At 35.3% G+C, this 12471-nt stretch carries 13 protein-coding genes; 3 read left to right on the top strand and 10 right to left on the bottom strand.

Annotated elements, in window-relative coordinates:
* Positions 1–9 precede the first annotated feature (9 nt).
* From P278_RS02830 to P278_RS02810, 5 genes are all read right to left on the bottom strand, one after another.
* A complete protein-coding gene (locus tag P278_RS02830) occupies positions 10–417 on the bottom strand; it encodes a hypothetical protein (protein ID WP_038262049.1) in 408 nt (135 codons plus the stop codon).
* A 135-nt stretch (positions 418–552) separates the two neighbouring features.
* Complete coding sequence (locus P278_RS02825; RefSeq protein WP_051413375.1) at positions 553–1158, bottom strand: nucleotidyltransferase family protein; 606 nt, start codon at positions 1156–1158, stop codon at positions 553–555.
* Entirely contained in the window at positions 1151–2176 is a 1026-nt protein-coding gene (locus tag P278_RS02820; protein WP_038262046.1) for an XdhC family protein, read from the bottom strand. Before P278_RS02820 ends, P278_RS02825 begins: the two co-directional genes overlap by 8 nt.
* Before the next feature lie 354 nt (positions 2177–2530).
* The gene (locus P278_RS02815; protein ID WP_038262043.1) at positions 2531–2707 is read right to left on the bottom strand and encodes a histone H1; all 177 of its coding nucleotides are present in this window, start codon (positions 2705–2707) and stop codon (positions 2531–2533) included.
* Positions 2708–3029: 322 nt separating this feature from the next.
* The gene (locus tag P278_RS02810; RefSeq protein ID WP_038262040.1) at positions 3030–4064 is read right to left on the bottom strand and encodes a LacI family DNA-binding transcriptional regulator; all 1035 of its coding nucleotides are present in this window, start codon (positions 4062–4064) and stop codon (positions 3030–3032) included.
* 256 nt (positions 4065–4320) lie between these two features.
* On the opposite strand from P278_RS02810, the gene P278_RS02805 reads away from it, so the two are divergent.
* The 3 genes from P278_RS02805 to P278_RS02795 are packed head-to-tail and all read left to right on the top strand — an operon-like array spanning position 4321 to position 8806.
* Positions 4321–5799: a xylulokinase gene (locus P278_RS02805; protein ID WP_038262037.1), complete on the top strand. Its 1479-nt coding sequence runs from the start codon at positions 4321–4323 to the stop codon at positions 5797–5799.
* A gap of 2 nt (positions 5800–5801) precedes the next feature.
* The gene (gene xylA / locus P278_RS02800; protein WP_038262034.1) at positions 5802–7127 is read left to right on the top strand and encodes a xylose isomerase; all 1326 of its coding nucleotides are present in this window, start codon (positions 5802–5804) and stop codon (positions 7125–7127) included.
* Between the two features lie 11 nt (positions 7128–7138).
* The gene (locus P278_RS02795; RefSeq protein ID WP_038262031.1) at positions 7139–8806 is read left to right on the top strand and encodes a sodium:solute symporter; all 1668 of its coding nucleotides are present in this window, start codon (positions 7139–7141) and stop codon (positions 8804–8806) included.
* Between the two features lie 65 nt (positions 8807–8871).
* Here P278_RS02795 and P278_RS02790 read toward each other — a convergent pair whose 3' ends face one another.
* The 5 genes from P278_RS02790 to P278_RS02775 form a co-directional block, all read right to left on the bottom strand.
* Positions 8872–9927: a sialidase family protein gene (locus tag P278_RS02790; protein ID WP_038262028.1), complete on the bottom strand. Its 1056-nt coding sequence runs from the start codon at positions 9925–9927 to the stop codon at positions 8872–8874.
* A gap of 95 nt (positions 9928–10022) precedes the next feature.
* Complete coding sequence (locus tag P278_RS16385; protein WP_082436070.1) at positions 10023–10163, bottom strand: helix-turn-helix domain-containing protein; 141 nt, start codon at positions 10161–10163, stop codon at positions 10023–10025.
* Positions 10164–10347: 184 nt separating this feature from the next.
* Positions 10348–10713, bottom strand: coding sequence for a hypothetical protein (locus tag P278_RS02785; protein WP_038262024.1), 366 nt, complete (start codon positions 10711–10713; stop codon positions 10348–10350).
* A gap of 6 nt (positions 10714–10719) precedes the next feature.
* Positions 10720–11139 (bottom strand): GreA/GreB family elongation factor, encoded by a 420-nt coding sequence (locus tag P278_RS02780; RefSeq protein ID WP_038262262.1) that lies wholly within the window; start codon positions 11137–11139, stop codon positions 10720–10722.
* A 17-nt stretch (positions 11140–11156) separates the two neighbouring features.
* Complete coding sequence (locus P278_RS02775; RefSeq protein ID WP_038262259.1) at positions 11157–12431, bottom strand: Glu/Leu/Phe/Val family dehydrogenase; 1275 nt, start codon at positions 12429–12431, stop codon at positions 11157–11159.
* Positions 12432–12471 lie beyond the last annotated feature (40 nt).

The raw sequence follows: 12471 nt of genomic DNA, 5'->3' as shown, positions 1-12471 counted from the left end.
AATTACCTTTCAGGAGTTATAATAGTCATTCACTAATGCCATAATTTGGTTTTCGGTCATACTATCAGCCTTCTCTACGCCTTTAATTTTGGAAGCCATAGATTTGTAATGGCTCTGTATATGTTTGGCTAATTTCAAATTAGTATCAGCAGGACCAAACAAAGCTATAGCATCAACATTCTCTAATTTTTCAACTATATCATCAAAATACCTTTTTAACTGATGCTTTTCTCGTTCTGAATATTTACTATCCTGAACCACATCTTGAGGCCCCCATTTATTTTTAGATCTCGATCCGCCTACAGGATGAAAATTTTCAACTTCAGAATTAACAATTTCCATACTCCTTTCTGTACCCTTTAGGTAAACAACATATGCTTTCATTTTGTCAACCCATATACCAATATTCGTTGCCATAATCTTAAGGATTTATAATTAAACATTTATTCGTGAATTTTTAATAGAACTACCAAACCAAAATTAAAACATCTTAACTGTTTTTAGTATGACATTCCTCACCTAAAAACAACTAAGCCTTTATTTTTCATCAAGTTACAATTTAACAGGATGATTTAAAAATTTTTGATAATCTTCAGGAGTATCTAAGTCATCCAGTAATCCAATTTCATCAATAACTTCGATATGATCACTATTAATTTCCTTCAAAAAATGCTTAGCCCCTTTATCACCACTTAACTGAGTTAAGCAACCAAAATACTTTAAAGGAAATAGTACGGGAACTCCATTACCACTTTTGTATTTAGAAGCGATTATTTTAGAAGGATCTTCCTTGAATAAAGCAATAAGTTTATTTATATATTTAAAATCAACTTTTGGTTGATCACCTAATATTAGTAGTAGACCACTAAATTCCTCTTCTAATAAAGAAATTTGTTCAACCCCAACAGCAATACTCGTTCCCAATCCATCTTGCCATTCTGAGTTATACAAAATCTTTACGCCATTCGGCAATCCGGTATTTTCAATCTCCTTCCCATATGCACCTAACACACAAAATACTTTTTTAGCGGAAGATTTTAAAGCATTTTCTATAACGGTATTAATAAGGTTTTGTTTTCCTAAAGACAATAACTGTTTAGGCTCACCCATTCGGGAAGAACTACCGGCTGCCAATATAAGGATTGCTACATCAGTCAATTTTACTAATTTGATTAGATTTCAATTTCTTAAGCGAATAGGATTCCTTGTTTCTTGTTACACTCAAAATTTCGGATAATATTGAAATTGCAATTTCTTCAGGAGTCTCAGATCCTATATTTAACCCCGCTGGACTACAGACTTTCTCTAAAAATGAAAATGAAATATCGGGTATGTAATTTAAAAGCTCATGTTGAAGTTGCTCCCATCTTTTGAAAGAACCTAGCATTCCCAAATAACAAAATTCTTTCTCATGTAACTTAATTAGATATTGTAAATCAGTTACATAATTATGATTCATTAATACCACCGCTGTTTGCATATCCAAATCAGTTAAATCGATCATTTCCGGATTCTCCGCCAGTACTCTGGTAGCTCCGGGAAAATCAGAGATTGACTTTGGATCCTTAATAGATGAAACAACGGTTACCTCCCATCCCAATATCGAAGCCATGGTACAGAGCTTAACAGCATCATGCTCAGCTCCCAGAATTAATAATTTGAATCTTGGCTTGAACGACTGTTTGAAAAGATCATTATCCGAAATGGAAATTTGTTCCTTGGAAAACTTAAAAGATTGCTGATCCGAAAAGGACAATACCGATCCAAAATCTCCGGTGATTTCCTCTTCTTGCCTTTTGAAATAAGAAGTTATTTGAAATGAATTTCTTGCCTCCATTTGAATTAAGAATTCAGAATAAAACGATTTCGAAACATCAAATGGTTCTATGAGTATGTATAAGACACCTTCACATCCAAGCCGATAACGACCATCATAAGTAATCACTTTTGATCGGTTAGATTGAAAAACACTTTGAGCTCTCCTGCATATTTCCTTTTCTACACATCCTCCACTTACAGCTCCGGTAGAATTTCCATGTTCATCTATTAACATGCGTACTCCTGGCTTTCGATAAGAAGATCCTTCTAAATGCACTACCGATGCTAAAACACATTTAATGCCATTTTCTTTTTTATTTCGGGCTATTTTAACCAGTTGAAGAAACTCGTGAGTCATACTTAACCATCTAAAATTATATCACCCTAAGATAGTAATATTAAACCATAATTATGAAATAATAAGAAATTGAGAAGGAAAAGATCAAACCCCCGAAAGGTAATAACCTTAAATTAAAGAAAAAAAAATACGGGCGCAATGTTTACCCAAACTTACCCGGCGCCCGTATAGAAGTGAACATTAAATCTATTCGGTTCGAATATAGTATTTCAAAATCAATGAGCATGCCTCTGTATCGATGAAATGCACAAATTTTAGATTAAAATATTAAAAGCCTTTGATTCGTTTAATTGAAGATTCAAATAACGTGGTTAGTTTAAAAAAAAAGCCGGAATTTAAATTCCGGCTTTTTAATTATTTTTTAGACTCTTCTACAGAAACTTTTCTAAACTCTTTAAAAAGTTTACTTAATTCAAGAGCAGATTTACGAGCCCTTGTTCCTGCAGCTTTATTTCCCTTTTCAACTTGCAATGCTGCTTCACTTTTAAAAGTCTCAATTTCCGAGTCAATCTTTTCTAATAAATCTTTCATGTAAATACGTGTTTTAAATTTTTATAGTGCGAAAATAAATTTATTTAGCATTCTTGAGAGTTGAATCTAAAAGAATTCTTCAACAATATTAGTAGGCTTGGAGCTAACTATTTTATTATCAAAAAAATATTAAAAAAAATAATACCCCAGACAACTCCATATTTATCCCTATCTACTTCAAGCCAGCTAAAATATTAAGTTTCTTAAGGCGTTTCAGGCCTTAAAATAGCTCGTAACACATCAACTACCTTACCAATAAAAGACAAGTTTATAAAATACGTCTTCAAAAATTAACACCATAAAAATGTCAAATGAGTACTTCTTAGAAGTTCAAGGGTTTTGTAGATTCCCTTATTACAAGAGATGTTTTCAGTTTTTGAGTGGAAAATTCCTCCATACTATCCTCTTTGTTGTTTTCAATACGTTGTATCAGTTTGTGGGTCGCTTGCTCTCCTATAAATTTCCCATGTTGACTAACAGAAGTAATTCTTGGAGACACATATTGCGGAAGTTGACCATTTGTAAAACCAATTATAGATAAATCCTCTGGAATTTCATACCCCAAAGACATCGCTATTTTCATTGCATTAATTGCACTAAACTCTTCTAGGCCTAATATCCCATCGACTCTGTTTCTTGTTAAAAGTGCCCTTACCTCAGCTTCAAAAAGTTCTTCTTCAAATATTTTAATGATTAAGTTTGGATTAGGTGGGAGTCCATTTTTCTCTAAAGCTGTCAGATACCCTTTGAGTCTTTGTTTACCTATATTTAAATTATCAAGAGGCGAAATAATGGCTATATTCTTACATCCGGTTCTAATCAAATGTGTTGTAGCCTCAAATGCACCATTAAAGTCGTCAATAATCACCTTATCACATGCAACCAAATCGGTTACCCTATCAAACATAACAATAGGGATGCCGTTGTCGGCAAACGACTTTAAATGTTCATAATCCCCAGATTTTTCCGTCCCTTCAGATAGTGATATCAATAACCCGGATACCAAACCTCTTTCCAGTATTTCAATGGTATTCTTTTCTTTTGCCAATGACTCATTTGAAATACAACTGATTAAATTATAACCATTTTCATTAGCAACCTTTTCTATCCCACTAAAAACTTGAGCAAAAAAATAGTTGAGTATGTTGGGTATGACCACACCTATCGTCCGATTGTCTTTCTTCCTAAGGTTTCGAGCATAAGGGTTAGGGCGATAGTTATTACTTCTTGCATACTCCTTAATTTTTGCTTTAAGTGCAATGCTAATATCATGGCTATCATTTAGTGCCTTCGATACCGTTGAAATCGAAACATTAAAATGCAGTGCTATATCCTTTAAAGTAATCGATCTTTTCACATGTTAAATATAAAATTTCTAATTGAAACAACTAACCCCACGCTCTTCATTCCATTTTTTACTCAACCGATTTAGTAAATGACCTTCTCAACCCTACAAACAAACACAATTTACTGATTAACAGCACCCTAGAGTTAATCTCAAAACAAAATACCATCAAATTAAAATCACCTTAAATAGTTACCATAATCTCATTTTAGTAGCATTAATTCTACTTATATAATAATTTTATAAGGAATTTACTGAAATACACATAATGTACGCAATTGGATACGATATAGGAAGTTCATCTATCAAAGCAGCCTTAGTTAACCTCAAAACTGGTAAATGTGAGACGATAGTTCAGTTACCCGAAAAGGAAATGGATATTATAGCTAAAAAAATCGGGTGGGCCGAGCAAAATCCGGAAATCTGGTGGCGATATGTATGCCAGGCAACGAAACTTATTTTGCAAAAAACTAAAATCAACCCAAAGAACATCACGGATATCGGTATTTCTTATCAAATGCATGGCCTTATTACATTAGATAAAAATGGAAATCCTGTTAGAGATGCAATAATTTGGTGTGATAGTAGAGCCGTTGATATTGGACAGAAAGCTTTAAACGACTTGGGATCGGAAAAATGCGCTTTGAACCTTCTGAATTCACCAGCTAATTTTACTGCATCCAAACTCCGATGGGTAAAAGAAAACGAACCTGAGAATTTTTCTAAGACATTCAAATTCATGCTGCCTGGTGATTATATAGCCTATAAACTATCAGGTAGTATGCAGACAACAGCTTCAGGTTTATCAGAAGGAATTTTATGGGATTTCAATAATAATTCCATAGCCGGCTTTTTATTGGATTATTATGGAATTCCGGAATCAATGATTCCTGAACTAGTTCCTACCTTCTCCAGTGCCGCTAAAGTTTCTAAAAAAGGCGCTGCGGAGACCGGACTGGTTGCAGGAACCAGAATAAGTTACAGATCGGGCGACCAACCTAATAACGCTTTATCATTGAACGTATTTAATCCAGGAGAAACCGCAGCTACAGGTGGTACATCCGGAGTTGTTTATGCAATAACAGATCAACTGTCTTCAAAAGAAATAACACGAATAAACAGTTTTGCTCATGTTAATCATTCAGCCACAGAATCCCGCATCGGGAAACTCTTAAATATCAATGGAGCAGGAATTTCGTTTAAATGGTTGAAAAGTATTTTAAATATTGATGATTACACTTTAATGAATCAGGAAGCCTCAACTTCTGAAATTGGAAGTGCTGGCCTATGTTGCTTTCCTTTTGGGAACGGAAGTGAACGCATGTTTGATAATCGACAAGTACATGGACACTTTCATGACATAAACTTTAATATCCATGACAGATCGCATTTAATACGAGCTACACTGGAAGGAATTGCATTTTCATTTGTATACGGTATGGAAATTTTAAAACAAGAAGGGGTAAGTATGGACATACTAAAAGTGGGAAATGATAATTTATTCAGATCGGAAATATTCTCCAATACTATCGCTCATACTGCCAATATTCCAATTGAAGTCTACAATACAACCGGAGCAATTGGTGCTGCCCGGGCTTGTTTAATGACCATCAGCTCATATGACGAATTCTCTGAAAAAATAAAAGCAAATGATTATATAAAAACTTACAACCTACTAGCGCCTAATATTCCCTATAAGGACGCCTACAAAAACTGGAAAAATAAACTTACTAACATACTTAAATAACTATTATGAGTACAAGTAACAAGAACTACTTTAATAATATTTCACATATTCCTTTCGAAGGTAGAGAATCTACAAACCCTCTGGCATTCAAATATTATGATCCGGAACACGTTGTAGCCGGAAAAAAAATGAAAGACCATTTTAAATTTGCAATGGCCTACTGGCATACTCTCTGTGCAGATGGAACCGACCCCTTTGGTGCACCGACCTTATCTCAACCATGGAATAAAAGTTCAGATCCAATTCAAAGAGCATTCGACAAAGTTGATGCAGGTTTTGAATTTCTAACCAAAATGGGATTCGAATATTACTGCTTTCACGACGTAGACCTGGTCGATGAAGCACCATCCCTTTTGGAAACAGAAAAACGCCTGGAAAAAGTTGTTGAATACCTAAAAAGTAAGCAAAAAGAAACTGGCATAAAACTACTTTGGGGCACCTCTAATTGCTTTTCTCACCCTCGGTATATGAATGGAGCAGCAACGAACCCCGACTTCAAGGTATTAGCCAGAGCTGGAGCCCAGATTAAAATAGCAATGGATATTACAAAAGAACTTGGAGGTGAAAACTATGTCTTTTGGGGAGGTCGCGAAGGTTATATGTCTTTACTCAATACTGACATGAAAAGGGAGCTAGATCATATGGGACAATTTTTATCCATTGCAAGAGATTATGGTCGCAGTCAGGGTTTTAAAGGAAACTTCCTGATTGAACCTAAACCAATGGAGCCCACTAAGCATCAATATGACTTCGATAGTGCAACCGTAGTAGGGTTTATTAATGAACATAATTTACAAGAAGATTTTAAAATAAATGTAGAAGTGAATCATGCTACCTTGGCTCAACATACTTTTCAACACGAATTACAGGTTGCTGCAAATGCTGGCCTCTTGGGAAGTATCGATGCCAATAGAGGTGATTATCAAAATGGCTGGGATACAGATCAATTTCCAAATAATGTTCTGGAAATCACCGAAGCCATGTTAGTATTTCTACAAGAAGGAGGCTTGCAGGGAGGCGGTGTAAATTTTGATGCCAAAATCAGAAGAAACTCTACAGATCTGGAAGATCTGTTTTTCGCACATATTTCAGGGGCTGATGCTTTTGCCAAAGCCTTGCTGGCGGCAGATGCGATTTTACAACATTCACCCTACCAAAAAATGGTTTCAGATAGATACAGTTCTTTTGATTCAGGAAAAGGAAAAGAATTTGAACAAGGAAAATTGAACTTAACTGAACTTTACAATCTTGCCCATGATTTTGGAGAACTTGAACTAAAAAGCGGTAAACAAGAACTATTTGAAAGTATCATCAATCAATACGTATAAAATAGAAACATATGCAATCATACTTAGAAACCGCTGACTGGATAGTTTTAGGAATTTACCTATTAGCACTAATTGGCGTTGCTGTTTGGGTAGTTTTACAAAAAAATAAGAATACCGAAGATTACTTTTTAGCAGGAAGAAATGTTGGCTGGTTTGTAATAGGCGCATCCATTTTTGCTTCGAATATAGGATCCGAACATGTAGTAGGTTTGGCAGGTACAGGTTTTGAGTCCGGAATGCCTATGGCGCATTATGAATTACACGCCTGGATTGTACTCTTATTAGGATGGTTATTTCTTCCATTTTACATTCGAAGTGGTGCCTTTACTATGCCCGAATTTCTCGAGAAAAGATTTGATAGCCGTTCCAGATGGTTCCTGTCTGTCTTTTCCTTGGTGGCCTATGTACTTACGAAAGTATCAATCACTATTTATGCAGGTGGCATTGTAGTTTCAGAGTTATTAGGCATACCTTTTTGGTATGGTGCCATTGGTATTGTGATATTTACAGGTCTTTATACTGTAATTGGAGGAATGAAAGCTGTTATATACACCGAAACATTGCAAACCATTGTCCTGATCTTAGGTTCATGTATTATAACTTATTTGGGACTTCAGGAAGTTGGTGGATGGAGTCAGCTAACAGAAACGGTTAGAATTAATAGTCCTGAACATTTTAACATGTGGCGACCAATGAGCGACCCCGATTTCCCATGGACCGGATTACTTTTCGGAGGCACTATAGTGGGGATTTGGTACTGGTGTACAGATCAGTATATTGTACAACGAACCCTGGCCGCACATAACTTAAAGGTAGGACGCAGAGGGGCTATATTTGGAGCCTATCTTAAGCTTTTACCTATATTTATTTTTCTCATTCCGGGCATCATTGCATTTGCGCTATCAATCCAAAACCCTGAAATATTTGGTTTAGAAAAAGCAGATCGAGCATTCCCGATGCTGGTCACCAAATTGCTACCAGTTGGGTTAAAAGGCCTTGTAGCCGGTGGATTAATGGCTGCACTTATGAGTTCATTAGCTTCCGTATTTAACTCGTGCTCTACTATTTTTACAATTGATATCTATAAAAAACTTCATCCGGCAAAAAGTGAACGTCAACTACTGTCCATTGGTAAAATTGCAACAGCAATTATAGTACTATTGGGTATTATATGGATTCCTATTATGCAAAAAATAGGTGGTGGAGTTATGTATCAATACCTGCAAAATGTACAGTCGTATATTGCCCCGCCGGTAACAGCAGTATTTCTCTTGGGTATTACATGGAAAAGAGTGAATTCTAAAGCTGCAATAACCACTCTTATGGTAGGACTGTTTCTCTTAATACTTCGTTTGGGTTCAGAGATTTATTTTCAACAAGATATTGTACAATTCAAAAGCACGGGAACTCATTCCGCCTCTGGAATATTATATGGCTTTGCATCGATAAACTTTGCACACATGGCCATTTTTATGTTTATATTTTCTGTTATCCTATGTATTTCAATCACACTACTCACAAACCAACCTAACTATCAATTAATTAAAGGATTATCTTTCGGAACACTTTCACTCGAGGATAAAAAAATCACGAAATCAAGTTATGGCACTATCGATATAATACTATCCATAATTCTCGTAATAATAGTGATTTCAATTCTTTCATATTTTACAGGCTAGAGGAAGGTATCAATTAACTAAATATTACAAAGGCCTCTTGAACTTATAGAGGCCTTTTCAATAAATTATTCCTTCTGGGAATTTAAATTTAATACCACATATTTGATTTTCGTTCTGTTATGGGTATAAGTTATAAATACATTACCATTGTTCATCTGAATTATAGCCGGATAACTATACTCCCCATCCTCTTTCTCCTCTAGGGTATAAATATTTTGCCAGACATCACCATCTTTTGAATAGGCTAATTTTAATTCATTCCTGCCTTCCCACCAGTCTTTACCGCTAACCATAGGATTGTATACTAATAAGTGACCTCCATTTTTCAGGGTTACCGCATCAATTCCAGAGTTAGGATTTGCTACAGTGGTCTTTTTAAGATGAGACCAGGATTCACCTCCATCGAAACTTTCACTTTCCAAAAGTACATTTTGATCACTGCGGATTAAAGCTTTAATACTTCCTTCATTCAATTTTAATAATGTTGGCTGAATTGCCCTGAAGTCAGACTTCTGATCTACCAATACCTTCTCCCAATGATAGCCCCCATCTTTAGAAATTTCCATATGTACCTTCCAAACAGCTCCATCTTCAGTACTCGATGGACTTACTATAGTCCCATCTTCAAATTGGAATGGCTTATTTTTTATTGGTCCCAAAATACCCTTAGGAAGTTTTTTGCTTTCCGTCCATGTTTTTCCTTCGTCCTGCGATGTTTTATACATTCCCCACCAATCACTAGGAGATGGCCCTACTTTATAAAACAAAAATAAAACGCCGGATTTGTTTTTAAATAAAACCGGATTCCATGTCGGATAACGATGGGTATCATCTACAAGGCCATCAGCTACTTTTACTGGTTTTGTCCAGGTTGATCCATCGAAGACAGCGTTATAAATACTAACATCAACATGCCTCTCGTGAGTACCACCAAACCATGCCGCCATAATTGTACCATTTTCAAGCTCAACAACGGTAGAGGAATGACATTGGGGAATTGGAAAATTGTTATAAATAAATCCCTCTTTTAAAATTTTTACTTCCGGCAGTATCTCAATTTCTTGTGCCTGAAAAAATTGAGAAAACGCAATAAATAATAGTGATAATAAGTGTTTGTTCATCCTCGAATATAAACATTCACGGAATATTTACGGCATCCACTAATGTAAAATAACAAATATCAGTTGCTGTATTAAACAATCAATATAAAACCCTATTACCCATAAGTAACAATCCAATGGTATAAAGTTTTTTTATCGATGTCAAATTTCTTGGCGATAGCCTGAATACTTTTACCATCTTTATTTTCCTTAACCATTGCTAATATTTCATCCATAGTATATGGTTCCTTTTTCATAGAAGACTAATTTCTTGGTTTGGTTTGGTTCATGTAATTTGTAAAAAAATACCGGGGCCCTGTAATTGAATATGAAGAGATAGTATACCCAATAAACTACTGATTTATAGAACTTTTTAAAAAAGACCCCGGCTTGATGGTAATTCAAAACAACTTTAGTCACTAACCTAAAACTAACTCTCGCCTAGAGATTACCAATTACTTTATTTTTTAATCGTTTATACTTATCGACAGTTTCATGATATTTTTCTCTTATCGACTCGTGATGTTCTTTATAAAAAACATCACAATCCACATCCTGACACTCCTTCTGCCCTTCCAGAGTAAAACGATAGTTATATAAAGCACTTATATCACTTCTGTTTTCCTCCAAATAGGCATCAAAAGAATATTCCAGGGCATGCTCAACAAGATATTGTTGTGCAATGTCTTTTAAAGTCATTAATTCTTTAGCTATAAATTCTAAATGCTCAATCCAATTAGAGACTTCAGTATAATCTTTTCTAATCCTATCTATTTCAAAAGAGTCCTCTGTATTTAAAATATTCATTGTCTTTTATAAAATAATATTTGCATCTATAAATCCTGAAGGCTGCTTAACTTCCGTGATAGTAATTTGCTTTGACCCACCTGGAAATTCCCAATCAATGATGTCTCCTTTAGCATATCCAATTACTGCGGCTCCCATAGGCGTTAAAATCGATACTTTATTGGTTTTAAAATCACCATCACTCGGCATTACAAGGGTAAATTGCTTTTGCCAACCATCAGTTGAGGCAACAGTGATTACTGAATTAAAACGAATAACATCCTCTGGCATAAATTCCTCGCTGTAAACTAAAGCGGTTGTTAGTTCCTGCTTTAATCTGTATATAGATTTACCACGAGCATCTTCTTGACCATAACCTGCCGTATTTAAAAGACGTTTCAGAATTACAAACTCCTTTTTTTCTATAACAATACCCTCATATTTCATAGCTACTTTTTTATATATCATGGAAATATACCACGTTGAATATAGGCTCTTTCAATTCGCTCAATCGCAATGCTAAATGCAGCATTACGCATACTAATATTTCTTTCTTGAGAAGTATCCCATACATTTTCAAAAACCGTTCTTAATTTCTTTTCTAGCTTCTCAAGAACCTCATCTAACAACCATAACTCGCCATTCCTGTTTTGCAACCATTCAAAATAACTGGCAATAACACCTCCTGAATTACAAAGAACATCCGGTATGATCTGAACCCCTCTTGCTAAGAGCATTTGCTCTCCTTCATAATTAGTTGGTCCATTAGCTCCTTCAGCTATTAGATAGGCCTTGATTTTATCAGCATTCTCATCAGTAATTTGATTTCCCAGTGCAGCTGGTATACAGATATCAGCACTAATTTCAAAAAACTGATCCTGAAGCAAAGTAGAGGCTTTTGTATAACCCTTAATCATCCCGTCATTACTTTTGGAATAATTCAATAAATCCTCAACATCTATACCCTCTTCATTAGAAATAGTAGCATAAGCATCCTGCACACCTACTAAATGTGCTCCCTCCTTTTCTAAAAAATAAGCTGCCCAGTATCCTACATTTCCAAATCCCTGAACAATAAATTTTTTCCCGCTAAGGTTTAGGTTATTCTTTTCCGCCCAGAATTTTATATTTAAAAACACACCGTATCCTGTTGCCCTGTCTCTTCCTTCCAAACCTCCTGAACCAACTGGTTTACCCGTTACTACATGTTGATTTTTAGATCTTTCCGACGGCGCTTTAGTAGACATATACGTATCAGCTATCCATGCCATAGTTTGCTGATTGGTATTAACATCAGGTGCAGGTATATCGTGCTCAGGTCCTATATTTTCCCCTAAAGCATAGGTAAACCTTCTGGTAATTCGCTCCAGTTCCGCTTGTGAATATTTTGACGGATCTATTTGAATCCCCCCCTTAGCACCACCATAAGGCAATCCGGCCAATGAAGTTTTCCAGGTCATCCACATGGCTAAGGCCTTTGCTGCATCGATATCTACTGTTGGATGATACCTTAGCCCTCCTTTATATGGACCTAAAGCATTATTATGCTGTACCCTGTATCCTGTAAATATCTCAACATCTCCATTATCCATTTTCACTGGAAAACGTATAATTAATTCGTTATTAGAAATACTTAGAATCTTTCTAATATTCGGATTTAAATTGATCTGATCTGCGGCAGTATTGAATTGCTGAATAACATTCTCAAACATGCCTTTCTTTTTCTCTTTTGTAACCATTTCAATAATTCTTTTATTCAATTTGTTTTAAGTAGTATGT

Source organism: Zhouia amylolytica AD3, assembly GCF_000511935.2.
GTDB lineage: Bacteria > Bacteroidota > Bacteroidia > Flavobacteriales > Flavobacteriaceae > Zhouia > Zhouia amylolytica.
This window is presented reverse-complemented; position numbering and strand designations above follow the sequence as displayed.

What these genes read in the sequence shown, in the direction of transcription:
- P278_RS02790 (WP_038262028.1), bottom strand. Translation starts at nt 9,927, where the DNA reads ATGAACAAACACTTATTATCACTATTATTTATTGCGTTTTCTCAATTT.
- P278_RS02780 (WP_038262262.1), bottom strand. Translation starts at nt 11,139, where the DNA reads ATGAAATATGAGGGTATTGTTATAGAAAAAAAGGAGTTTGTAATTCTG.
- P278_RS02805 (WP_038262037.1), top strand. Translation starts at nt 4,321, where the DNA reads ATGTACGCAATTGGATACGATATAGGAAGTTCATCTATCAAAGCAGCC.
- P278_RS02820 (WP_038262046.1), bottom strand. Translation starts at nt 2,176, where the DNA reads ATGACTCACGAGTTTCTTCAACTGGTTAAAATAGCCCGAAATAAAAAA.
- P278_RS02795 (WP_038262031.1), top strand. Translation starts at nt 7,139, where the DNA reads ATGCAATCATACTTAGAAACCGCTGACTGGATAGTTTTAGGAATTTAC.
- P278_RS02775 (WP_038262259.1), bottom strand. Translation starts at nt 12,431, where the DNA reads ATGGTTACAAAAGAGAAAAAGAAAGGCATGTTTGAGAATGTTATTCAG.
- P278_RS02815 (WP_038262043.1), bottom strand. Translation starts at nt 2,707, where the DNA reads ATGAAAGATTTATTAGAAAAGATTGACTCGGAAATTGAGACTTTTAAA.
- P278_RS02830 (WP_038262049.1), bottom strand. Translation starts at nt 417, where the DNA reads ATGGCAACGAATATTGGTATATGGGTTGACAAAATGAAAGCATATGTT.
- P278_RS02785 (WP_038262024.1), bottom strand. Translation starts at nt 10,713, where the DNA reads ATGAATATTTTAAATACAGAGGACTCTTTTGAAATAGATAGGATTAGA.
- P278_RS16385 (WP_082436070.1), bottom strand. Translation starts at nt 10,163, where the DNA reads ATGAAAAAGGAACCATATACTATGGATGAAATATTAGCAATGGTTAAG.